General features: G+C 72.9%; 15 protein-coding genes. 7 read left to right on the top strand and 8 right to left on the bottom strand.

All coding sequences use genetic code 11. The features are described 5' to 3' along the window. Positions 1–291: 291 nt before the first annotated feature. The 7 genes from ACZ41I_RS22740 to ACZ41I_RS22770 all read left to right on the top strand — a co-directional run bounded on the left by ACZ41I_RS22740 (position 292) and on the right by ACZ41I_RS22770 (position 10,312). A complete protein-coding gene (locus tag ACZ41I_RS22740) occupies positions 292–1,377 on the top strand; it encodes an S-(hydroxymethyl)mycothiol dehydrogenase (protein ID WP_399771521.1) in 1,086 nt (361 codons plus the stop codon). Next, entirely contained in the window at positions 1,374–1,994 is a 621-nt protein-coding gene (locus tag ACZ41I_RS22745; RefSeq protein ID WP_399771519.1) for an MBL fold metallo-hydrolase, read from the top strand. The genes ACZ41I_RS22740 and ACZ41I_RS22745 overlap by 4 nt, the downstream gene beginning before the upstream one ends. Positions 1,995–2,038: 44 nt before the next feature. Continuing rightward, entirely contained in the window at positions 2,039–4,501 is a 2,463-nt protein-coding gene (locus ACZ41I_RS22750; protein ID WP_468514921.1) for a GcvT family protein, read from the top strand. A 9-nt stretch (positions 4,502–4,510) separates the two neighbouring features. Continuing rightward, a complete protein-coding gene (locus tag ACZ41I_RS22755; RefSeq protein WP_468514922.1) occupies positions 4,511–5,641 on the top strand; it encodes an aromatic ring-hydroxylating oxygenase subunit alpha in 1,131 nt (376 codons plus the stop codon). Next, a complete protein-coding gene (locus ACZ41I_RS22760) occupies positions 5,634–7,100 on the top strand; it encodes an aldehyde dehydrogenase family protein (protein ID WP_468514923.1) in 1,467 nt (488 codons plus the stop codon). Before ACZ41I_RS22755 ends, ACZ41I_RS22760 begins: the two co-directional genes overlap by 8 nt. A 19-nt stretch (positions 7,101–7,119) precedes the next feature. Further along, a complete protein-coding gene (locus ACZ41I_RS22765; RefSeq protein ID WP_399771510.1) occupies positions 7,120–8,688 on the top strand; it encodes an APC family permease in 1,569 nt (522 codons plus the stop codon). A 73-nt stretch (positions 8,689–8,761) separates the two neighbouring features. After that, the gene (locus ACZ41I_RS22770) at positions 8,762–10,312 is read left to right on the top strand and encodes a GMC family oxidoreductase (RefSeq protein ID WP_363218633.1); all 1,551 of its coding nucleotides are present in this window, start codon (positions 8,762–8,764) and stop codon (positions 10,310–10,312) included. A gap of 3 nt (positions 10,313–10,315) precedes the next feature. Here ACZ41I_RS22770 and ACZ41I_RS22775 read toward each other — a convergent pair whose 3' ends face one another. From ACZ41I_RS22775 to ACZ41I_RS22810, 8 genes are all read right to left on the bottom strand, one after another. Next, entirely contained in the window at positions 10,316–15,043 is a 4,728-nt protein-coding gene (locus tag ACZ41I_RS22775; protein WP_468514924.1) for a hypothetical protein, read from the bottom strand. A gap of 50 nt (positions 15,044–15,093) precedes the next feature. Then, the gene (locus ACZ41I_RS22780; RefSeq protein WP_363218635.1) at positions 15,094–15,972 is read right to left on the bottom strand and encodes a hypothetical protein; all 879 of its coding nucleotides are present in this window, start codon (positions 15,970–15,972) and stop codon (positions 15,094–15,096) included. A gap of 31 nt (positions 15,973–16,003) precedes the next feature. Beyond that, positions 16,004–17,533, bottom strand: coding sequence for a hypothetical protein (locus tag ACZ41I_RS22785; RefSeq protein WP_363218636.1), 1,530 nt, complete (start codon positions 17,531–17,533; stop codon positions 16,004–16,006). A gap of 151 nt (positions 17,534–17,684) precedes the next feature. Continuing rightward, complete coding sequence (locus tag ACZ41I_RS22790; protein WP_399771502.1) at positions 17,685–18,374, bottom strand: GntR family transcriptional regulator; 690 nt, start codon at positions 18,372–18,374, stop codon at positions 17,685–17,687. Between the two features lie 67 nt (positions 18,375–18,441). Next, entirely contained in the window at positions 18,442–19,455 is a 1,014-nt protein-coding gene (locus ACZ41I_RS22795) for an SGNH/GDSL hydrolase family protein (RefSeq protein WP_468514925.1), read from the bottom strand. Further along, entirely contained in the window at positions 19,452–20,627 is a 1,176-nt protein-coding gene (locus tag ACZ41I_RS22800) for a glycosyltransferase (RefSeq protein WP_468514926.1), read from the bottom strand. The genes ACZ41I_RS22795 and ACZ41I_RS22800 overlap by 4 nt, the downstream gene beginning before the upstream one ends. Then, on the bottom strand, positions 20,624–21,751 hold the full coding sequence (locus tag ACZ41I_RS22805) for a glycosyltransferase family 4 protein (protein ID WP_399771494.1): 1,128 nt from the start codon (positions 21,749–21,751) through the stop codon (positions 20,624–20,626). The genes ACZ41I_RS22800 and ACZ41I_RS22805 overlap by 4 nt, the downstream gene beginning before the upstream one ends. A 184-nt stretch (positions 21,752–21,935) precedes the next feature. Beyond that, on the bottom strand, positions 21,936–23,354 hold the full coding sequence (locus tag ACZ41I_RS22810; RefSeq protein ID WP_399771490.1) for a HEAT repeat domain-containing protein: 1,419 nt from the start codon (positions 23,352–23,354) through the stop codon (positions 21,936–21,938). Positions 23,355–23,635: the final 281 nt, after the last annotated feature.

The raw sequence follows: 23,635 nt of genomic DNA on the forward strand, positions 1-23,635 counted from the left end.
ACCAGTGAAATGGGCAGGCGGGGGCGGCAGCTGGGCCATCCACAAGCCCTCCCCCACCCCCCCCCCCCCCCCCCCCCGCCCCCCCCCCCCCCCACCCCCCCCCCCCCCCCCCCTCCCCCCCTCCCCCCCCCCCCCCCCCCCCCCCGCCGTCGTGTGTCCGAGGGGTTTCGCCCCCCGGGCTCCTTTTGCCAAGGGTTAACGCGCACCCCTTGACGGCCGTGTGACGCCGTTCTCAATATGTTCCCCATCGCGCAACCCATCGTGCAATGCGCAACAGCAGAGGAGCTTGTCGTGCCACACGAGGTCCGTGCCGTAGTCGCTGTGAAGAAGGGCGCACCCGTGGAGGTGCGGACGATCGTGGTGCCCGATCCGGGGCCCGGTGAGGTCCTGGTGAAGGTGCAGGCCTGCGGGGTGTGCCACACGGACCTCCACTACCGCGAGGGCGCGATCAACGACGACTTCCCGTTCCTGCTGGGCCATGAGGCGGCCGGCACGATCGAGGCGGTCGGCGCGGGCGTCACCGACCTGCAGCCCGGTGACTATGTGGTGCTGGCCTGGCGGGCGCCCTGCGGCAGCTGCCGTTCGTGTCGCCGCGGACGGCCCTGGTACTGCTTCGACTCGCGCAACGCCGCCCAGCCGATGACCCTGCTGGACGGCACACCGCTCAGCAACGCCCTCGGCATCGGCGCGTTCGCCGAGAAGACGCTGGTCGCGGCCGGTCAGGCGGTGAAGATCGACCCCGCGGCGCGTCCCGAGGCGGCCGGGCTCATCGGCTGCGGAGTCATGGCCGGTTACGGCGCCGCGGTCAACACCGGCAAGGTCGGACGCGGTGACTCGGTCGCCGTCATCGGCTGCGGCGGCGTCGGCAACGCGGCCATCGCGGGCGCCTGCCTGAACGGCGCGATGAAGGTCATCGCCGTGGACATCGACGACAAGAAGCTCGACCAGGCGGAGAAGTTCGGCGCCACCCACACCGTCAACTCCCAGGGCACCGACCCGATCGAGGCGGTCCGCGCCCTCACCGACGGTCACGGCGTGGACATCGCCATCGACGCGGTCGGCCGCCCCGAGACCTTCAAACAGGCCTTCTACATGCGCGACCACGCCGGTCTGCTGGTCCAGGTCGGGGTGCCCTCTCCGGAGATGAAGGTGGAACTCCCGCTGATCGACGTCTTCTCGCGCGGCGGCGCGATCAAGTCCTCCTGGTACGGCGACTGTCTGCCCAGCCGGGACTTCCCGTTCCTAATCGACCAGTACCTGTACGGCCTGCTCGACCTGAACGCGTTCGTGTCCGAGACCATCTCCCTGGACCAGGTGGAGGAGGCGTTCGGCAAGATGCACCGGGGCGAGGTGCTGCGCTCGGTGGTGGTGCTGTGAAGGGCGCCGTACGTGTCGAACGTGTCGTCACACACGGCACCTTCAGCCTCGACGGCGACACCTTCGAGGTCGAGAACAACGTCTGGCTGGTCGGTGACGACGAGGAGGTGCTGATCGTGGACGCCGCGCACGACGCCGAGGCGATCCACCGCGCGACGGCGGGCCGCCGGGTCAGCGCCGTCGTCTGCACCCATGCCCACGACGACCACATCGACGCCGCGGCCGCGCTCTCCACCCGTACCGGAGCGCCCGTCCTGCTCCACCCGGACGACCACGAACTGTGGTCCCGCACCCATCCCGCCCGCAAGCCGGACGGCGAGCTGACCGACGGCCGCGTCCTCACGGTCGCGGGGATCGAACTCCAGGTCATCCACACCCCCGGCCACACCTGGGGCAGCTGCTGCCTGTACGCGCCCTTCCTCGACGCCGTCTTCACCGGCGACACCCTCTTCCACGGCGGTCCCGGCGCCACCGGCCGCTCCTACTCGGACCGCCCCACGATCGAGGCGTCCATCCGCGCCCGGCTGCTCACCCTGCCGGGCGGAACCGTCGTCCACACCGGCCACGGCCAGGACACGACGATCGCCGCCGAGCGGCCGAACGTCCCTGCCGCCTGAGCGACTCCCCCGCACCTGCCATCCCCGCCACCACAAGGAGGGGCATGTCCAGCACCCCCGAACACCGGTCCCAGGGTCCCCGCGTCGTCGTCATCGGCGCCGGTATCGTCGGCTGCTCCCTCGCCGACGAGCTGACGGCCCGCGGCTGGACCGACGTCACCGTCCTCGAACAGGGCCCGCTGCCTGCCCCGGGCGGTTCCACCTCCCACGCGCCCGGACTGGTCTTCCGGACCAGCCCTTCGAAGACCCTCGCGGAGTTCGCCAAGTACACCGTCGAGAAGTTCTGTTCCCTCCAGGTCGACGGCGTCTCGTGCTTCCAGCAGGTCGGCGGCCTGGAGCTCGCGACGACCCCCGAGCGCCTGGCCGAACTGCACCGCAGGGCCGGTTTCGCCGCCTCCTGGGGCATCCGCGGCGAGGTCGTGAGCACCGCCCGTTGCAAGGAACTGTGGCCGCTGCTGGACGAGTCGGTCGTCCTCGGCGGATTCCACACGCCCGACGACGGTCTGGCCCGGGCCCTGCTCGCGGCCCGCGCCCAGATGGACCGGGCCACCGCGCGCGGCGCCCGCTTCCTGGACCGTCACACGGTCACCGGCATCGAGCAGGCGGACGGCCGCGTCACGGCCGTGGTCACCGACCGGGGCACCTTCCCCGCCGACCATGTCGTCTCCGCGGCCGGATTCTGGGGGCCGGTCATCGGCCGCCTGGCCGGCATCGACGTACCGCTGCAGCCGCTCGCGCACCAGTACGCCAGGACCAAGCCGCTGCCCGGGCTGGGCGGCGCCACGGCCGAGGCCTCGAAGCCGATCCTCCGTTTCCAGGACCGGGATCTGTACTTCCGCGAGCACACGGACCGCATCGGCATCGGCTCGTACGCGCATCGGCCGCTGCCGGTGGACCCGTTCGCCGTGCCGGCGTACGACGAGGCCCGCGCGCAGGACCTGGAGATGCCGTCCTCGTACCCGTTCACGGAGGACGACTGGGCGCCGAGCTGGGAGGACTGCCGACGGCTGCTGCCCGCGCTGCGCGAGACGGAGATCGAGACCGGCTTCAACGGCGTCTTCTCCTTCACCCCGGACGGCATGCCGGTTCTCGGAGAAGCCCGGCAGCTGAGGGGCTTCTGGCTGGCCGAGGCGGTCTGGGTGACACACTCCGCCGGGGTGGCGAAGGCGGTGGCCGAGTGGATGGTCGACGGGCGGCCCTCCGTCGACGTGCACGAGTGCGACCTCACACGGTTCGAGGAGGCGCAGCGTTCACCGTCGTACGTCCGTGAGCGCGGTTCACAGCAGTTCGTCGAGGTGTACGACGTCCTGCATCCTCTCCAGCCGATGGAACAGCCCCGGCCGCTGCGCGTGAGCCCCTTCTACGCCCGTCAGCAGCAACTCGGCGCCTTCTTCCTGGAGGGCACCGGCTGGGAACGTCCGCACTGGTACGAGGCGAACGCCCCGCTCGTGGACGCGCTCGGCGACCTCCCGGAGCGCGACAGCTGGTCGGCCCGCTACTGGTCCCCGATCGCCGCCGCCGAGGCGAAGGCGACCCGCGAGGGCGTCGCCCTGTACGACATGACCCCGCTGCGCCGCCTGGAGGTGACCGGCCCCGGCGCGCTCGCCTTTCTGGACCGCATGACCAGCAACAACCTCCGCAAGAAGCCCGGCGCGGTCACCTACACCCTGCTCCTGGACGAGATGGGAGGCATCCGCTCGGACCTCACCGTCGCCCGTCTCGCCCCCGACCGCTTCCAGGTGGGGGCCAACTCCCCCGCCGACCTCGACTGGCTGGTGCGGCACGCGCCCGACGACGTCCAGATCAGGGACATCACCTCCGGCACCTGCTGCATCGGCGTCTGGGGTCCGCTCGCCCGCGACCTGGTCCAGCCGCTGACCCGCGACGACTTCTCCCATGAGGGCTTCGGCTACTTCCGGGCCAAGCAGACCTACCTCGGGCACGTGCCGGTGACGGCGATGCGCCTCAGCTACGTCGGCGAGCTGGGCTGGGAGCTGTACACCACGGCCGACCTGGGCCTCCGGCTCTGGGACACGCTGTGGGAGGCCGGCCGGGAGCACGGCGTGATCGCGGCCGGGCGGTCCGCCTTCAACTCCCTGCGCCTGGAGAAGGGATACCGCGCCTGGGGCACCGACATGACCGACGAGCACGATCCGTTCGAGGCGGGCGTCGGCTTCGCAGTCCGCATGGACAAGGAGGACTTCGTCGGCAAGGCGGCACTGGAGCGGGCCGCAGAGCCCTCCCGCCGGCTCACCCCGCTCCTCCTCGACGACCCGGCAGCCGTGGTGCTCGGCAAGGAGCCGGTCTTCGTCGACGGCGCCCCGGCCGGCTACGTGACCAGCGCGTCGTACGGCTACACGCTGGGACGCTGCGTCGCCTACGCCTGGCTCCCGGCCGGTCTCGCCGACGGCACCGGCGTGCACATCGAGTACTTCGGCGAGAAAGTCCCGGCCACCGTCGCCGACGAGCCGCTCTTCGACCCGAAGATGACCCGCATCCGCCGTTAGGAGACGTCCGTGACGACGACCCCGATCTCTCCGAGCCTCATCGCGACGCTTCCGGGCCGCTACTACACCGACCCGGAGGTCTTCCGGCAGGAACAGGAGAACCTCTTCGAGTCCCTGTGGTTCTGCGCGGTCCGCAGCGCCGACCTGGACAAGCCGGGTGCCTTCCGCACGGTCCAGGTGGGACGCGAGAACGTCATCATCACCCGCACGCGTACGGGTGAGCTGCGCGCCTTCCTGAACGTGTGCCGGCACCGGGGCGCCCGGCTGTGCATGGAGGAGTCCGGCGAGGTGCGCCGCACTCTGCAGTGCCCCTACCACGCATGGACGTACGACCTTGACGGCAAGTTGATCGCCGCACCCAACTTGATCAAGATGCCGGACATTGACCGAGTCGCGTACGGGTTGATCAAGGTGGCCCTGCGCGAATGGCTCGGCTACGCCTGGGTGTGCCTCGCCGACGAACCGCCCTCCTTCGAGGACACCGTGATGTACGCGGCCGTGGAACGGCTCGGCGACGCCGCAGCCATCGAGCACTACGGCACCGAGCAGCTGGCCCTCGGCAAGCGCATCACCTACGACGTGAAGGCCAACTGGAAGCTGATCGTCGAGAACTTCATGGAGTGCTACCACTGCGCGACGATCCACCCCGAACTCACCGAGGTGCTCCCGGAGTTCGCCGACGGGTACGCCGCCCAGTACTACGTCGGGCACGGCGCGGAGTTCGGCGAGCAGATCAAGGGGTTCACGGTCGACGGCAGCGAGGGCTTCGCCAAGCTCCCCGACGTCGGTGCCGACCAGGACCGCCGCTACTACGCCATCACCATCAAGCCGACCGTGTTCGTCAACCTCGTCCCCGACCACGTCATCCTGCACCGCATGTTCCCGCTCGCCGAGGACCGCACGGTCGTGGAGTGCGACTGGCTGTACGCGCCGGAGGTGGTGGCCTCGGGCGCGGACGTGTCGAAGTCCGTGGAGCTGTTCCACCGGGTCAACGTGCAGGACTTCGAGGCGTGCGAGCGCACCCAGCCGGCGATGTCCTCGCGCGCGTACCGCGGGGGCGGGGTGCTGGTCCCGAACGAGCACCACCTCGGGATCTTCCACGAGTGGCTGCTGAGCCGGCTGGGAGACGACCGTGCCTGATCTCTTCATCGACGGCGAGTGGCGCAGCGCCCTGGACGAGCGCACCCGGGAGATCCGCTGCCCCGCCGACGGCTCCCTGGTCGGGGTCGTGGACGAGGCCGGCGGCAAGGACACCGTGGAGGCGATCGGGGCGGCCCGGCGCGCCTTCGACACCGGTCCCTGGCCGCGTACGCCCGCCCAGGAGCGCGGCGACCTGCTGCTGCGGGTCGCGGACCTGCTCGTGCGCGACAAGGACGCCCTCGCCCGCGCCGAGTCCCTGGACACGGGCAAGCGGCTGGTGGAGAGCGCGTACGACGTGGACGATGTCGTCAGCTGTTTCCGCTACTTCGGGCGGCTGGCCGCGACCGAGACGGGGCGGGTCGTGGACACCGGGCGGGAGGACGTGGACAGCCGGGTGGTGTACGAACCGGTCGGCGTCTGCGCGCTGATCACGCCCTGGAACTATCCGCTGCTGCAGACCGCGTGGAAGGTCGCGCCGGCCCTCGCGGCGGGCAACACCTTCGTGCTGAAGCCGAGCGAGCTGACCCCGCACACCGCGATCGGCCTGGTGCGGCTGCTGGCGGAGGCGGGGCTGCCGGCGGGCGCGGCCAACCTGGTGCTGGGTGCCGGTCCCGAGGCGGGCGCCCCGCTCGCCGAGCATCCGGACGTCGACCTGGTGTCGTTCACCGGCGGTCTGCAGACCGGCCGCCGGCTGATGGCAGCCGCCGCCGGGACGGTGAAGAAGGTCGCGCTCGAACTCGGCGGCAAGAACCCCAACATCGTCTTCGCGGACGCCGACTTCGACGCGGCGGTCGACATGGCGCTGACCGCCGTGTTCCTGCACTCCGGGCAGGTGTGCTCGGCCGGGGCCCGGCTGCTGGTCGAGGACGCGCTGCACGACCGGTTCGTGGACGAGGTCGTACGCCGGGCCCGGCTGATCCGGCTGGGCGGCCCGTTCGACGAGCGGGCGCAGACCGGGCCGCTGATCTCGGCGGCCCACCGGGCGAAGGTCGAGGCCTATGTGGCCAAGGGCATCGAGGAGGGCGCGGTGCTGCGCTGCGGCGGGGCCCGGCCCTCCGGCCCCGGCCACGACGACGGCTTCTACTACCTTCCGACCGTCCTGGACGCGTGCACGAGCGCCATGTCCGTGGTCCGGGAGGAGTCCTTCGGGCCGGTGCTGACCGTAGAGCGGTTCGCCACCGAAGAGGAGGCCGTGCGGCTCGCCAACGACACGATCTACGGCCTGGCGGGCGCCGTCTGGACCGGCGACGGGGCCAGGGCGGCCCGGGTCGCGGCGGGACTGCGCCTCGGCACGGTCTGGATCAACGACTACCACCCGTATGTGCCGCAGGCCGAATGGGGTGGTTACAAGCAGTCCGGGTTCGGACGTGAACTCGGACCGGCGGGGCTCGCCGAGTACCGCGAGACGAAACACATCTGGCGCACCACCGCGCCGGCACCGCAGGGCTGGTTCGACTGACAGCCAGAGGAGTCCGCTCATGACGACCACCGAGCAATCGCCAGGCCCCCACCACCACGACGACGCCGAACTCGCGGAGTTCGGCTACAAACCCGAGCTCAAGCGCACGCTCGGCAACTTCCACACCTTCGCCGCCGGGATCAGCTACATCTCGATCCTGACGGGCACCTTCCAGCTGTTCTACTTCGGCTACGGCAGCGGCGGCCCGGCCTACTGGTGGTCGTGGCCGATGGTGTTCGTCGGCCAGTTCATGGTCGCCCTGTGCTTCGCCGAACTCGCCGCCCGCTACCCGGTGGCCGGCTCGGTCTACAACTGGTCGAAGAAGATCGGCAATTCACATCTCGGCTGGCTGGCCGGGTGGATGATGTTGATCGCGTCCATCGTGTCCATCTCCGCGGTCGCGCTGGCCTACCAGTTGACGCTGCCGCAGATCTCGTCCGCGTTCCAGTTCGTCGGGGACGGCACCGGCAAGTACGACGTGGCGACGAACGCGGTCGTCCTGGCTGCCGTGTTGATCCTTTTCACCACCCTGATCAATGCTTTCGGCGTCAAGTTGATGGCCACGATCAACACGGCGGGGGTCTTCATCGAGTTGATCGCCACCGTTGTATTGATCATCTTGTTCGCCGTCCACATCACCCGTGGCCCTCAGGTCGTCATGCAGACGAACCACATGGGATCGGGTTACTCGACGGGTTACCTCGGTGCCTTCCTGGTGGCCTCGCTTGCCTCGGCGTACGTCATGTACGGCTTCGACACCGCCGCCTCGCTCGGCGAGGAGTCCCTGGACCCGTCCCGGAACGCCCCGCGCGCCATCATCCGCGCGATCGTCGCCTCCTTCGTCCTGGGCGGGCTGGTCCTGCTGCTGGCGCTGATGAGCGTCTCCAGCCTCAAGGGCGACAAGCTGTCCACGGACGGCCTGCAGTACATCGTGCTCGACGTGCTCGGTCCGACGGCCGGCAAGGCGATGCTGTGGTGCGTGCTGATCGCGGTCACGGTGTGCGCGCTGGCCGTGCACACGGCGGCGATCCGGCTGGCGTTCGCCATGGCACGGGACAACAACCTGCCCGCGTCCTCGCTGCTGGCCCGGGTCAGCCCGCGCTTCCAGACCCCGGTCCTGCCGGCCGTGATCATCGGTGTGCTGGCGCTGGCGATCCTCGTGGTCAACATCCGCCAGCCGCAGATCTTCACGGTCGTCACCAGCATCGGCATCATCATGATCTACCTCGCGTACCTGGGCGTCACCGGGCCGATGCTGGTGGCCCGGCTGCGCGGGAAGTGGCAGCCGGCTGGCGGGGGCCGGTTCTCGCTGGGCCGCTGGGGGCTGCTGGTCAACATCGTCGCGGTCGTGTGGGGCGCGGCCATGACGGTCAACCTGATCTGGCCGCGCGCCGCGGTCTACAACGCCGGCGCGCCGTACCACTGGTATCTGCGCTGGGGCGCGGTGCTGTTCGTCGCGGTCATCGCGGGAGGCGGCTTCGCCTACTACTGGTTCGTCCAGCGTCACCGCACCGGCGTGCTCGCCGAGCACCGCCTGGAGGCGGCGTCCACCGCCTCGGCTCCCCTCACCGCCCCGGCGGCCGACTGACGCCGCCCCACACCCACCGATTACGACCGACAACGACTGATGCCGGCCGGATTCCGGCCGGCAAGGAGGTCACATGAGCATCGACGAGTTCGACTACGTGGTGGTCGGCGGCGGCACGGCGGGCAATGTGGTGGCGGCGCGGCTCTCCGAGGACCCGTCCGTGACGGTGTGCGTGCTGGAGGCGGGGCCGAGCGACGTCGGCGACGACGACGTCCTCAAGCTGGAGCGCTGGATGGGCCTGCTGGAGTCCGGCTACGACTGGGACTACCCGGTCGAACCGCAGGCCACCGGCAACAGTTTTATGCGGCACGCGCGGGCGAAGGTGCTGGGCGGCTGTTCGTCGCACAACTCCTGTATCGCCTTCTGGGCGCCGGCACAGGACCTGGACGACTGGGCGGCCCAGGGCTGTACGGGCTGGAGCGCGGCCGACCTGTTCCCGCTGTACCGGCGGCTGGAGAACAACGACGCCCCCGGCGACCACCACGGCCGTACCGGCCCGGTGAAGGTGCGCACCCTGAAGGGCGGCGACCCCTGCGGCGCGGCCCTGCTGGAGGCGTGCGCACAGGCGGGGATACCCACCGTTCCGTTCAACACCGGGAAGACGGTGGTGCGCGGGGCCAACTGGTTCCAGATCAACTCCGACGAGAACAACGTCCGCCAGTCGTCCTCGGTGGCCTATCTGCACCCGGTCATGGGCAAGCGTCCGAATCTGGACATCCGTACCGGGGTACGCGCCAAGAAGCTGGTGCTGGAGGGCCGGCGGTGCGTGGGCGCCGAGTACCTGGATCCGGACCTGGTGCACACCCGCACGGTAAGGGCCCGGCGCGAGGTGATCGTCTCGTGCGGCTCGATCGACTCGCCGAAGCTGCTGATGCTGTCCGGCATCGGCCCGGCCGGGCATCTGCGGGAAGTCGGCGTGGACGTCGTCGTGGACTCCCCCGGCGTCGGCGAGAACCTCCAGGACCACCCCGAGGGCGTGATCATGTGGGAGGCCGAGCAGCCCATGCCGGCCACGTCGAGCCAGTGGTGGGAGGCGGGCATCTTCTACGACACCGAGCCGGGCCTGGACCGGCCCGACCTGATGTTCCACTACGGCTCGGTGCCGTTCGACATGAACACCGCGCGCTGGGGCTACCCCACCTCGGAGAACGCGTTCTGCCTGACGCCCAACGTGACCAAGGCGAAGTCGCGCGGCACGGTACGGCTGCGCACCCGGGACTACCGGGACAAGCCGAAGGTGGACCCGCGGTACTTCACGCACGAGCACGATGTGCGGGTGATGACGTACGGGCTGAGGCTGGCGCGCCGTATCGCCGCGCAGCCGGCGCTGAGCGGCTGGGCGGGTGCGGAGCTGGCGCCCGGGCCGGACGTCCGGACGGACGACGAGCTGCTGGACTACATCCACAAGACGCACAACACCGTCTACCACCCGTCCTGCACGGTGAAGATGGGCGCCGACGGCGACCCCTCGGCCCCGCTTGACGCACGGCTGCGGGTCAAGGGGGTCGAGGGGCTGCGGGTCGCCGACGGGTCGGTGATGCCGGACCTGATCGCGGTCAACCCGTGCATCACGACGATGATGATCGGCGAGAAGTGCTCGGATCTGATCAAGGAGGACCGCTGACGGCTACACCGGCTTCTTGAACATCCGGGTCGCCGTGATCTCACTGTGCACCGCTTCTCCGGCCCGGGGCTGCTGCGGCAACCCGGGCCGGAGGTGTTCCTCCACGCTGATGTACTTCAGGCCCGCCCTCAGGTCGGCGTCGTTGCGCAGGCGGATGACCAGCGGGAACTCGGCCAGCGCGGTCGTGTCGAACAGGCCGGTGGTGTACAGCAGCTGCACACCGAGCGCGTCCGACACGGCCCGCTGCAGCTCCAGCAGGTAGGTGGCGTTGGCGCGGCCGATGGGGTTGTCGAGGAACAGGGTGCCGGCGTGCCGGTGCTTGTCCCTTCCCCGGTCGTTCGAGCGCAGCGCGGCCATCGTGCAGTACAGCGCGATGGCCGCCGTGAGCAGCTGGCCGCCCGAGAACACGTCGCCCATCTGCCCGACGGGCACCCGTTCGGCGCGCAGTACGGCGTCCGGCTTGAGGATCTCGACGGCCACGCCCTTGGGCTGCAGCGCCGCCGCGACGCCGCGCAGCAGCAGGGACATGCCGTCGCGGCGCAGGTCGGAGTTCTTCTTCACGGCCGCGCGGGTGGCGTCGTCGATCACCTCGCCGAGCCGTTCGGTGAGTGTGGCCTGGTCGGGCTCCTCGAAGCGGATGCGCAGGAACTCCTGTCCGGACCACTCGCCGAGGCCTTCCGGGAGGCGGGAGAGCCGCTGGGCGGAGCGCAGAGTCGCGAGGGCGGACTCCACCAGGCCCCGCAGACGGTCCACGATCGAGTCGCGGTTGCGCTCCAGCTGCGCCAACTCGTCGGTCAGCACACGCAGCCGGGGCGCGAAGGCGTCGGCCCACTTCTGCGCGTGCTCGGGCAGCGCGGAGGCGGGCAGCTCGCGGATCTGCTGCCGGGCGGGGGTGCGGACCTGCTCGTAGCGCGTGGAGTTGGCGTGCCGGACCAGCACGTCGCTCGCCTCGCGCACGGCCGCCTCGGCGGCGGACAGGTCGGCGGCGCAGCCGCGCAGCGAGCGGCGGGCCTCGGCCGCGGAGTGCCGGGCCTCCTCCAGGCTGCCCGGGTACGGCTCGGGCTCCTCCTGCTCCTCCTCGGTGACATGCTCGCGCAGCAGGTCGCGGAGCATCGCGGCGATCTCGTCGAAGCCGCCGGCCGCGTCCTCGGCGGCCCGGTGGGCCTCCAGCAGCTCGGCGTGCGCCTCGCGGGCCCCGGCCAGCGACTCGGTACGGGCGGCGAGTTCGCCCGTCGCGGTGCGCAGCAGCGCCTGGGCGTGCTCGGCGTCGCGCGGAACCAGTTCGTCGGGCAGCTCGGTGTGCGCCTCGCCGTCCTCGGGGGCGTGCCGTTCGGCCTCGCCGCGCAGCCGGCCGAGCTGCTCGCTCGCGCTGGACATGCGGGTCTCCAGGAGCTGCACCAGCTCCTCCGCGCGGGCGGCGGCGGCCTGCCGGGAGGGGCCGTCGGAGCCGTCGGGCGACTGGAGCAGCTGCTCGGCGCGGGTGCGGACCTTGTTGCTGAGCCGGTCCAGTTCGGCGCGGGCGGCGCTCTCGTCGCTCTCCGCGCGGGCCTGCTCGGCGCGCAGGTCGGCCCCGACGCCGACCTTCTCGTACACCTGGGAGGCGGCCCGGTAGGCCTCGCGGAGGGCGGGCAGGGACGCCTTGGGGGCGTCCGCGTCCTCGACCGGTACGTCGTCGGGGGCGCCGGCGATCTCGGAGCGCTCGGCGCGCAGGGCGCGCGCGGTGCGGCGGGCGTCGTCGGCGGCGCGCTGGGCGGCGCGGCGGTCCTCGTCGGCGGCGCGGGCCCGCTCCAGGAAGGCCTGGGCACGGGCCTCGGACTCGGCGGCCTCGTCGGCGAGTTCGCGCAGTTTCACCTGCCAGCCGGCGCGCTCGCGGAGCCGGTGGGCCAGTCCGGCGAGGGCGTCGGCGGCGCGGCGGGCCTTCTGCGCGGCCTCCTGCCGCTCGTCACGGACCTGCACGGCCTCGGCGGCGGCCTGGTCGGCCTCCGCGCGCAGGGTGCGCGCCTCGGCCAGCTCGGCCTCGGACTCCGCGGCGAACGCACGGGCCTCCTCGGCGGTCCGGGCCAGTTCGGTGAGGCGTCCGGCGGGGCAGCCGGTGCGCCAGGAGGCGAGCCGTGCGGCCAGTTCACGGTCCTTGCCGAGCCGGGCGGCGAGGGCGCGGATCTCCTCGTCGCGCTCGGTGGCCCGCGCGCGCAGCGCCTGGCGTTCCTCGTCGGCGGCGTGCTCGTCGTGCATGGCCGGGTTCGGCGGCACGAGGAAGACGTCACCGGGAGCGGCGCTGTCGGCCGGGGGCGGGGCGAGCAGGGCTGCGGCCGTGCCGACGGCGACGGCGGAGCGCGGCAGCAGAGCGGCGTCCGCGAGCGCCTCGCGGGCACGCGCGTGGGTGTCCGGGTCGGTGATGATCACACCGTCGACCAGTTCCGGCCTGGCGGCGAGCACGCGCGCGTGGTCGACGGGGTCGACGGCCTGGGCCAGATAGCGCCAGCCGGGCAGTGCCGGGATGCCGTGCTCGCCGAGGAACTCCACCGTGGCCAGCACGTCCGGGCCGGGCGGCAGCAGTCCGCCGTCGCCGAGTGCGCCGAGGATGCGGGAGTCGTCGGCGGCGGCGGTGCGCAGCTCGAACAGGTGCCGTTCGGCGGTCGCCACGGCGTCGTCGAGAAGCTCGCGCAACTCGTCGGCGAAACGGTCGAGTTCCTCCGGGGTGAGGGGGCCTTCGGCGGCCGGGCGAGGGGTGCCGTTCAGGCCCGGTCCCGCCGGCTCTCCGGCACCGTGTGGCCCGCCCGCAGGGCCCTCGTCGGTCGCGCCGTTGCGCGCGCCGCCCGGGGTGCCCGGTGCGTCGTCGGCCCCGGACCGGGGCCCGGGCACTGCGGCGTGCCCGGCCGCGGTCGCGCCCGGCAGGCTCAGCAGCTCCGCGAGCCGCTCCTCGGCGGCCAGGGACTCGGCGAGGCGCCGCTCGGCCTCGTAGGCGCGCTCGGCCGCCGTCGCGGCGTCCGCGGCGCGGGCCGCGGTCAGCTCCGCGCGGGACTCGGCGGAGGCCGCCTCGCGCGCGTGCTCGGTGACCTTGCGGGCGGCCTCGCGGGCCGCGTCCCAGGCGGCGACGGCGGCCTTCTCGGCGTCGCTGGCGGCGAGTGCGGCGCGGGCCGGGTCGGCGTCCGGGGCGCTGTCGTCGAGCCAGCCGGCGCGCACGGCCTCGGCGGTCTCCTGCTCGACCTCGGCGAGGCGCTGACGCAGATGCCCGGCCTCGCTGCGGGCGCGCTGTGCCTCGGTCGCGGCGGTGGTGGAGTCACGGTAGGCGGAGTCGCCGGCCTCCTGAAGGGCGGTGGAGCGCTCCTCCCCCTCGTTCGCCAGGGCCTCGGCGTTCTCGGCGGCCGCGTGCAGGGCCCGTACGAGGTCCACGGCGGCCTTGGCACGGGCGGCGAGCGCGGGCGCGGCGTCCCGCTCGGCCTCCTGGATCGCGGCGGACACGCGCGCGACGCGGTCGGCGGCGGCCCGGTGGCGCAGCACGGCCTCGGCGGCCTGCCAGGCGGAGTGCAGGGTGCGCGCGTCGGCCAGTTCGCGCTTCTGTGCGGCGGCGGACTTCTCGGCGGCGGCCAGCGCCAGGGAGGCGTGCCGGTAGGCGAGTTCGGCGGCGATCAGGGCGCTGCGCTCGCGGGCACCCTCGGAGTGCGTGACGGCGTACGCGGCGGCCGTGACCCGCTGCGCGAGGTCGGCGGCCCGCACCCGCTCCTGCACGGCCCGGGCGGACAGCCGCCGGGCGAGCGTACGGGTACGGCGCTCGGCGCCGGCGTGCACGTCACGCGCGCGTGAGCGGGCGTCGGCGGCCTCGACGATCCGCCCGAGCAGGTCGACCGACCCGGCGGTGAAGTCCCGTTCGGCGATCAGCTCGGCGCGCCGGCCCAGCTTGTTGCCGAACCCGCTGACGAGGTCGGCGAGGCCGTCGGTGTCCCGGGTGTCGGTGACGGCGCGCAGCAGCAGGTCCGTGAAGTCGGAGTCCTTCTTGACCGCGAAGAGACCGGCCGCCTCGCCCTCGTCGGCGTTCATCTCCCGCTGGTAGCGGAAGAGTTCGGGGTCGAGGCCGAGGTCGCCGAGGTGCTCGATCCAGCGGTCGTGGATCTCCTCCCAGTGCACCTCCAGGTGCGGATAGGCCTTGCCGGCCTCCATGAGGGCGTCACGGAAGCCCTTCATGGTCCGGCGGCGTCCCTGGGCGCCCGAGGTGCCCTCGACGCGGGGCCGTACGGCGGTGGACTCGGCGACGGGCAGGTTGTCCAGGCTGAGCCCCGGGCCGGGCCGGAACGAGTACCAGGCCTCGGCGAACTTGCGCGGGTCGTTGGACACCTGCCGTCCGCGCCATTCGCTGACCTTGCCGACGACGACGCATTCGCCGGTCTGCACGTGCTGCCACTCCAGCGCCACGTGGCCGCAGTCGTCGGCGAGCAGGAACTTGCGCAGCACACCGGAGCTGGCGCCGCCGAGCGTGTTGCGGTGGCCGGGCAGCATCACCGAGAAGATCAGCTTGAGCAGCACGGACTTGCCGCCGCCGTTCTCCAGGAAGAGCACGCCCGCGGGCGCGGGCCGGCGCGGCGGGCCGGCCGGCTCCTCCTCGAAGAACTCCGCCTGCGTGGGCGCCGGGTCGGGCACGGGCTCGCCGACGCCCCGCAGGTCAAGCACGGTGTCGGCGTAGCGCGCACCGGCGGGACCGATGGAGTAGAGGCGGACCCGGGACAGCTCGTACATGGCGGACTCTCGTCGTAAGTCTTCGGAAAACGTGCGGTGGTTCTGGAGGTTCAGGAGTGGAACGGCAGTCCGGCGTCGGCCACCAGTTCCAGGTCCTCGGTGTCCTCGGCGGGCAGCAGGCTGGCCGTGCCGTCGGTCACCGGTACGACGCCCAGTTCGAGCAGTTCGGCCATGGCCGCGCTGCCGGCCAGGTCGCGGACCTGGAGCTGGTAGCGGGCCGTGGTGCGGTAGGTGCCGCCGCTGTCGTCGCCGGTGCGCTGCAGGAAGCCCGAGTCGGTGAGGAAGGCGAGGGCCTTGGCCACGATGCCGGTGGTGGAGGCGGCGGGCCGGCGGGCGTCCTTGGTGGCACCGGTGGCGCTGCGTCTGGCCCAGATCCGCCAGGCGGCCTCCAGTCCGGGCGCGTCGGTCACCGGGTCGGTGTTCTCGCCCAGTTCCTCGGCCCGCTCCTCCAGACGCCGGCAGGCCTGCCGTACGAAGGCGTCGACGCCGTTGACGGTGACGCGGCCGATGTAGGAGTCGTCGGCCAGGTCCTCCGGGCGCGGGAAGGCCAGTGCGGCGGCGGCGAGATGGGCGAGGCCGTGCAGGAAGCGGTCGCCGGAGTCGGCGGTGGTGCGACGCGCGTAGTCGCCCATGCGGACGGCGAACACCGAGTCCTCGGCGGCCGTCACGGCCATCCCCGCGCGCGGGGACACCTCCAGCACGACGAGCCCCAGACCGGCGGCGACGGCGTCGGCGAGCCGCGCGAACGCCGGGTCGTCGCGGTACCGGCGCAGCAGTTCCGTGTACTCCTGGTCCCGCGCGGGCTGCAGCTTGGGCTGCAGCCCGAAGGCGACGAGCCGCGCCGCGTCGGCGGCGTCGGCGGGGGTGACGGCGGCGGGCGCCGACGGTGCCGACGACTCCGCCTCACTCCACTCGACGTGCTCGCTCACGGTTGGGGCTCCTTGTCGCGCTGTTGTTGACTCATGCTGCTTCCGTCCGGTCCGCGGCCATCCCGGCCGCGTCCAGCAGGGCGGTCCCGACGATGAGGTCGGCCCCGCCGAACTCCGGATCGTCCAGCTCGGTGCCGTCGTCCACGGCGAACAGCAGCTTCTCCTCACCCTGCCGATACGCCGTGCCCACGGCCGGACTCGCCGCGTGGACCGCCAGCAGGGCCACCAGGTAGGCAAGATCGGGGTCGCCGGTCCGGCGGGCCTCGGCCAGCAGACCCGACAGTCTCCTCGGCGCGTCGGCCGGCAGATCCAGCAGCTCCATCGCCGCGGCCAGCTGTTCCTCGCTGAACCGGCTGTCGTCCGGCGTGGCGATCAGGTCGGGTTCGGGCATCTCCGCGCCGAGGTGCTCCCGCTCGACGGGCGGCGTCAGCAGGATGTCGACGAGATCGGCCACCCGCACGGACACGGGTGTCCGCAGGCCCGTGCCGTTGGCGAAGAACGCGTCGGTGACCCGGATCGCCTGCTCCAGGGGCAACGGCAGGACGGGCGCGACGAGATGGCCGTACAGGTCTATTCCGGAGGTCGTCGCGGGGGTGGCGAAGGCCTGCCGGTCCTGCTCGGCGCGGAACAGCGGGCCCGCCTCCAGCAGCCGGGACTGGAGCTGGGTGTGCCGCCGGATGCAGTCCTTGACGATGTCGACCAGCTCGGCGGCGCGGCGCTTGTGCTCGGGCTCCTCGGTCTCGTCACGGGCCTTGCGGATGTTGGTGAGGATCGCGTTCTCGTGGCGGTAGCGGTCGGCCACGTGGTCGAGGGCCTCGGCGATCATGTCGGGCACGGCGACCAGCCAGTCGACCGCGCGGACGTTGCGCCGGGTGGCGTCCAGGGCCCGGCGCAGGGTCTCCGAATACTGCACCGTGCGGTAACGGGCCTGTTCGGCGGCGAGCTGGGCGTCGGCGAGCCGACCGCGGTTGATCAGCACCTCCAGCTTGACCTCGGCGGCGATCTGGGCGCTGGTGACGTCGGTGTCGAGGGCGCCGACGAGGACGTTGACCGCCTCGTCGGTGGTGCGCAGATAGACCGTGCCGCCGGGGCCGGGGACCTCCTCGATCAGCTTGAAGTCGTAGTCCCTGCGGACGTACGTGCCGTCCGGGGCGAAGGTCCCGTACACGGCGCGGAAGCCACGGTCGACGCTGCCGACGTTGATCAGGTTCTCCAGGACCCAGCGGGCCACGCGCTCGTGCTCGGCGGCCGGCCGCTGCGGGGCCTGCGCGGCGATGCGCGGGACGAGCCGGGCCACGATCTGCTCGTGGTCGGCGCCGGTGTCGAAGTCCATGTTGAGCGTGACCAGGTCGATGGCGGCGAGGGCCACCTCGGCCATGCCGTACACCCCGTACTCACCGGCCAGGTTGGCCTTGCGTGCGTCGAGGTCGTGCAGCGGCGCGGTGCAGGCGAGCGCGCGCAGCCGACGCGCCAGCCCCTCGTCGGCGGCCGGGCCCGGTGCCGGGCGCGGCCCCGCGCTGAGCTGGGGCGGAACGCTGTCCGTCGATGCAGGCGAAGTCACGGTGCACAGACTAGGTCCTTGGTCTGACATCGACCCAAACGAGTGGCTCCGCCGGTTTGGCCGGGGCGCCTCGGGTTGTCCATGGCCGCGTGTCGGTCGTGGCTGGTCGCGCCCCGCGGCGCAGCCGCGGACCGATACGGCCCCGCGCCCCTTACGGGGTGACCCGGCGCCGGTAGACCTCGACCACCCGCTCCAGCGAGTCCGCGAGGTACGTCTCCAGCAGCCGCTCGGCCTCGCGCTTGTCGCCGGTCTGGAGCGCCTGGAGGATCTGGCGGTTGCGGGCGAGGTAGGGCTCGTGCAGCCGGCGTGGGTCGTCGACGACGTGGAAGGCCAGCCGCAGCTCGGCGAAGACGCTGCGCATCAGTTCGTCGGTGCGTTCGCTGCCGGCGAGGGCCACCAGTTCCCGGTGGAAGTGGATGTTGGCGGTGCCCAGCGCCTTCCAGTCGTTCCCGGCGGACGCCGTCTCTCCCTCGGCGACCGCCGCGGCCACTCCGTCCAGCAGGTACGGCGGCTCGCCGAGCCCGCGGACGACGGCGCACTCGACCAGGGAGCGCGTGCGGTAGATGTCCTCGACGTCCTCGACGGTCAGGACCCGCACGAACACTCCGCGGTTGAGTTCGTGGACCAGCAGTCGCTCGTGCGTGAGCAGCCGGAACGCCTCGCGCAGGGTGTTGCGGGAGACGCCGAGCGCCCCGCCGATGCCGTCCTCCGACAGCCGCGTGCCGGGCGGGAAGTACCCGTCGGCGATACGACTGCGGAGGATGTCCGAGACCCGCTCCGCCGTGCTCGTACGCCCGAGGAGCGCCCGGTCGTCGGCCAGTGCCGTCAACTGCTCTGCCATGCCCGGAATTCAATCGCACACGCCGGAACGAAACAACGTGGGTATTGAAGGATTGTTCAACGATCCTCTACTCCGGTACTGCAGCCTTCCCGGCGGACCGCCGGCCCCCGGTTCGCCATCCGGCCACCGCGGTGGGCGCCCCGGCCGCACCCGCCGTCCCCGGCGCCATGGCGGCGGCCGCCATCCCCGGCACGGTGCCCGTACCCGGCGTCGCGGCCCCGCCGGCCGCGGCCGAACACGGTTCCGCGGGGCCGGAGAGGGCTGCCAGGGCGGCGGAGGCCGCTGCCGAGGCGTGCAGGTCGAGCCGGGCGCTGGTGCCGCGGGCCCGATGGTGGAGTTCGTCGGCGGCCAGGCGCAGGAGCTGGGGCAGCAGGTCCCTGCAGCGCCGGGCCACCCAGGCGGTGCCGGCCGTGGCCAGCCACAGCAGGCTCGCCGTGCGGGTCGGCGCGGGGAACTCCGGTTCGAGGGAGGGCGGTGGTCCCGTCGCCCGGCCCGCCTCGGTGAGCAGCGCGTGGAAGCGCACGGCGAGCTGCCGGTGCCCCCGCTCGCCCGGGTGCAGCCGGTCCGCGCTCCACAGGGCCCGGTCGGTGATCCAGGCACCGTCCGCGGCGTGCAGATGGACGGCCCCGTAGCGTTCGGACAGCGCATGGACGACCGTGTTGACGGCCCGTTGCCGACGGGCCAGCGGGCGGGCCAGGGCGCCCGGCAGGCCCAGCATCGCGCCGGGGTCGGGCAGGCAGGCGGTGAGCACGGTGGCGCCCTCGCGGGTGAAGGCCGCGTAGACCTCGTCGAGGTGGGCGGCCACCGCCTGGATGTCGAAGGTGCGGCGCAGCGTGTCGTTGACGCCGATCACCACCGACACCAGGTCGGGACGGAGTGCACGGGCGGCCGGGGTCTGCCGTTCCAGCACGTCCCGGGTCTGTGCGCCGCTGACCGCCAGGTTGGTGAACGCCACGGCGTGCGGGGTCTCGGCGAGGGAGGGCGCCAGCAGCGCGGCCCAGCCGCGCCGGCCGTCCCCGGCCGGGTCGCCCACGCCCTCGGTCAGCGAGTCCCCGAGGGCGACGAAGCGGACGGGTCTCATGCCACGCCCTCCGGTACACCACGACGGACGCCGATGGGGTGCAGCACCTCCGCGTCGTGCGCCGCCAGGAACGCCTCCACGGCCGCTCCCCAGCCGAAGCACTCCGCACGCGCGCGTGCCGCCTCGCGCCGGGCAGGACCGCCGCGGTCCAGGAGCAGCTCCACGGCGTCCGCGAACGCCTCGCCCCGGTCGGCCGCGGTAGCCCCGGCGGACCCGATGACCTCGGACAGCGCGGAGGACGCGCTCGCCACCACGGGCGTGCCGCACGCCATGGCCTCCAGGGCGGCGAGCCCGAAGGTCTCGGCCGGCCCGGGCGCGAGAGCGATGTCCGCGGTGGCCTGGAGGGCACCGAGCGCGGCCCGGTCGGAGACGTGCCCGAGGAACGTCACCGGCAGCCCGTGCTCCCGCGCGCGCTGCTCCAGCCGGGCCCTGAGCGGCCCGTCCCCGGCCACCACGAGCACCGCCCGCCGCCCGCGTCGTATCAGCGCCTCCAGCGCGTCCAGCGCGGTGCCGGGGCGCTTTTCGACCGACAGCCGGGAGCACATGACCAGCAGCGCCTCGCCCCCGCGCGCGTGCAACGTGCGCAGGCCCGGGTCGCGCAGCGCGGGGTGGCGTTCCATCAGGTCGACGCCCAGGGGAGCGCGTACGACGTTGCGCGCGCCGATGCGCACGAACTCGCGCTCGGCGAACTCGGTGGTGCACACCACTCGTGAGTAGACGTGCGCGGTACGGGTGTTGAGGACGTCGGCCGCCCGGCGGGAGAGGTTCTCGGACAGGCCCCAGGTGCGCAGCACCCCGTCGGCGGTCTCGTGGGAGACCATCACGGCCGGCACGCGCGCGCGGCGGGCCCAGCGTCCGGTCCAGCGCAGGGTCGTACGGTCGGAGACCTCCAGGCGGTCCGGGGCGAGCTCCTCCAGGAGGGCGGCCACGCGCCGCTTGTCGGTGAGGACGCGGTAGCCGCCGGTGCCGGGCAGCGGCGGGCCGGGCAGGGTGATGACCCGGCCCTGCTCGGTGTCGCGGTCGGTGTGCCGTTCACCGGGCACGATCAGCACGGGTTCGTGGCCGGCCGCCCGGAAGCCCTTGCCCAGCTCGCGCAGGGCGGTGCGCAGGCCGCCGGAGGCCGGGGCGACGAAATTGGCGAGCCGGACGATGCGCAGGGACTGGCCGGTCATGCCGCCACCACCAGCCTGCGTGCCGCGAGGACGTCGTCGTAGTGGGCGATCAGCTGGTCGCCGACGGCGGCCCAGGTGCGGCCCTCGACCATGGTGCGCGCGGCGGTGCCGTACGCGGTCCGCCGCGCCGGGTCGGCGGCCAGTGCGCGGACGGCCTGCGTCACGGCGGCGGCGTCGCACGGCGGTACGAGGAGTCCGGTGCGACCGTGGGCGACCAGGTCCAGCGGGCCGCCGGCGGCGGGTGCGACGACCGGCACCCCGCTGGCCATGGCCTCCTGGACGGTCTGGCAGAACGTCTCGAAGGGGCCGGTGTGCACGAACAGGTCCAGCGAGGCGAAGATCCGCGCGAGGTCATGGCCGGTGCGGCGGCCGAGGAAGACGGCGCCGGGCAGGGCCTCGGCGAGGTGGGCGTGGCTGGGTCCGTCGCCCACGACCACGACCTTGACGCCCTGCAGACCGCAGGCGCCGGCGAGGAGTTCGACGTGCTTCTCGGGGGCGAGCCGGCCGACGTAGCCGACGATCAGCTCGCCGTCGGGGGCCAGTTCGCGGCGCAGCGCCTCGTCACGGTGCTCTGGCCGGAAACGTACGGTGTCCACGCCGCGCGGCCACAGCCGGACCCGGGGCACGCCGTGCGCCTCCAGGTCGCCCAGGGCGGCGCTGGAGGGGGCCAGGGTGCGGTCGGCGGCGGCGTGCACGGAGCGGATCCGCCGCCAGGCGGCGGCCTCGCCGGCACCCATGTAGGTGCGGGCGTATCCGGCCAGGTCGGTCTGGTAGACGGCGACGGCGGGGATGCCGAGCCGGGCGGCGGCGGCCATGCCGCGCACGCCGAGGACGAAGGGGCTGGCGAGATGCACCAGGTCGGCGCGGTGCTCGACGAGCGCCGCGGCGAGCCGCCGGCTGGGCAGGGCGACACGGACCTGGGGGTAGCCGGGGAGCGGGAGGGAAGGGGTCCGGACGACCGGGCACGGGGCGTCCGTGTCCGGTCCGCTGCCCGGGGCGGGGGCGGGGGCGACGACGAGCGGATGGTGACCGCGATCTACGAGGTGCCGGGCGGTCTGGAGCGCGCAGTGGGCCACGCCGTTCACATCGGGGGGAAAGGATTCGGTCACGATGACGACACGCATACGGGTGTTGTCGCCGCGCCGGAAGTGGCCGCGTCAACGTCGATCTTTCCGGCCGGGGAACGTCCCATGAGCGTTGGGCTGCACACCCGAGCAGGTCAGACGGCCGTCATGACCGCCTGACCTGCGGGACACCCGGTGTTCACGCGGCGGGCGGTCGTCCGCCCGGGCCGTGTGCGTACGGGGGTCAGCCGAGGGCGGCGTCGGGTCCGAAGCGGCTGCGCACCGCCGTCTGTACTTCCGCCTCCTCGGCCGGGTCGGCGGCCAGGCGGCGCAGGCGCTCCACGACCCGGGCATCACCTGTCTCGGCGTGCCGGGCGGCGAGTTCGCGGGTGGTCTCCTCGCAGTCCCACAGGCATTCGACGGCGAAGCCGGTGGCGAAGGAGGGGTCGGTGGCGGCCAGGGCACGGGCGGCCCGGCCGCGGAGATGGGAGGACGCCGTCTCGCGGTAGACATGGCGCAGGACGGGAGCCGCGCAGGCGATGCCGAGACGTCCGGCGCCGTCGACGAGGGCCCACAGGGTCGGTGCGTCGGGGCCCTCGCCCCGCACGGCCTCACGCAGGGCGCCGAGGACGAGGTCGCGGTCCTGGACGCCGCCGCGGCAGGCGAGCATGCGTCCGGCGGCGGCCCCGAGCCCGTCGGGGCGCTGGGCCCAGCGGCGCGCCCGGTCGACGGCGGCGACGCTGCGCATCCGTTCGAAGGCGTCGACGGCGGCTTCCACGACGACGCCCGTGCCGTCGGCGACCGCGGCCTCGATCAGGTCGAGGGCGTCCGGGTCGTTGCTGTCGGCGAGATAGCGCAGGGCGGTGCAGCGGGCTCCGTCGATTCCGCTGCGGGCGGCCTGGACGATCTCCGGCCGGTCCTCGGGGCCTGCCACGGCGACCAGGCAGCGGGCGGCCGGCACATGGAGGGCGGCGCCGCGCTCCATGCCGTGCTGGGCCCATTCGAACACGGCGCGCACGCTCCAGCCGGGGCGTGGACCGGTGGGCCGCAGCTGGCGCTGCCAGCGGTCGAAACAGCCGGTCTCCTGCGCGGCACGCACGCGCGTCGCGATCGATTCGCGCGGATCCTCGGCCCACAGCCGCCAGGGCCTCGGCTCGAAGGCGTCGCGCACGGCGGCGGCCAGCTCGGCCTCGCCCTCGGGATCGGTGGCGAAGCGGGCCAGGACGGGCGGCGCGAGGGCACGCAGGCCGGCGTCGTCGTCCCTGAGGGCCAGCTCGTCCAGGGCCCAGGCCCAGTTGGACCCGTGGGCGGCGTACCGGCGCAGCAGTTCGAGCGCGTCGCGCCTGCCGTAGGAAGCGAGGTGCCCGAGGACCGCCAGGGTGAGGCCGGTGCGGGACTCGTCGGTGTCGAGGACGTCCTCGGGGTCGAAGAGGTGTGCCTCGATGGCGTCCAGCTCGCCGTTCAGGTCGAGGTAGAGCCGGGCGTAGTAGAGGGAGCGGTTCTCCACCTGCCAGTCGTGGCGTGGATCGCGCAGCACGCACTGGTTCAGGGCCGCGAGCGCTTCGGCGCGCGGGGCGGTGAGCGCATGCAGCGTGCCGTCGCCGCGGCCCCGCTGGAGCAGGCCGAGCAGCGTACCGCTGGGCGCTATGACCGGATCGAACATGGGAAACAGCCTCACATCAAGCGTCGACGCAACCGGGGAACACGCACTACCTGGCCGCGTGACACAACGTCGGAGCGCCCGCCGTCTCTTGCTTGCTGAAGACCATCTCTCTCTGCCTCTCGTCGGTGGCCCATGCGGACCGCATCACGGCCCGCGCGGTGCGGCAACACCTGCCCAGCCATCGCGTCCGTGAATCACGTCGTCATGATGACCCGGCCGTTTGCGCTGCCGCGACCGTATTTCCGGCGGCCCTTTACCGCCTCCCCCGTTTTCTGTGTCGT

The organism is Streptomyces sp. NPDC030799, from assembly GCF_055572255.1.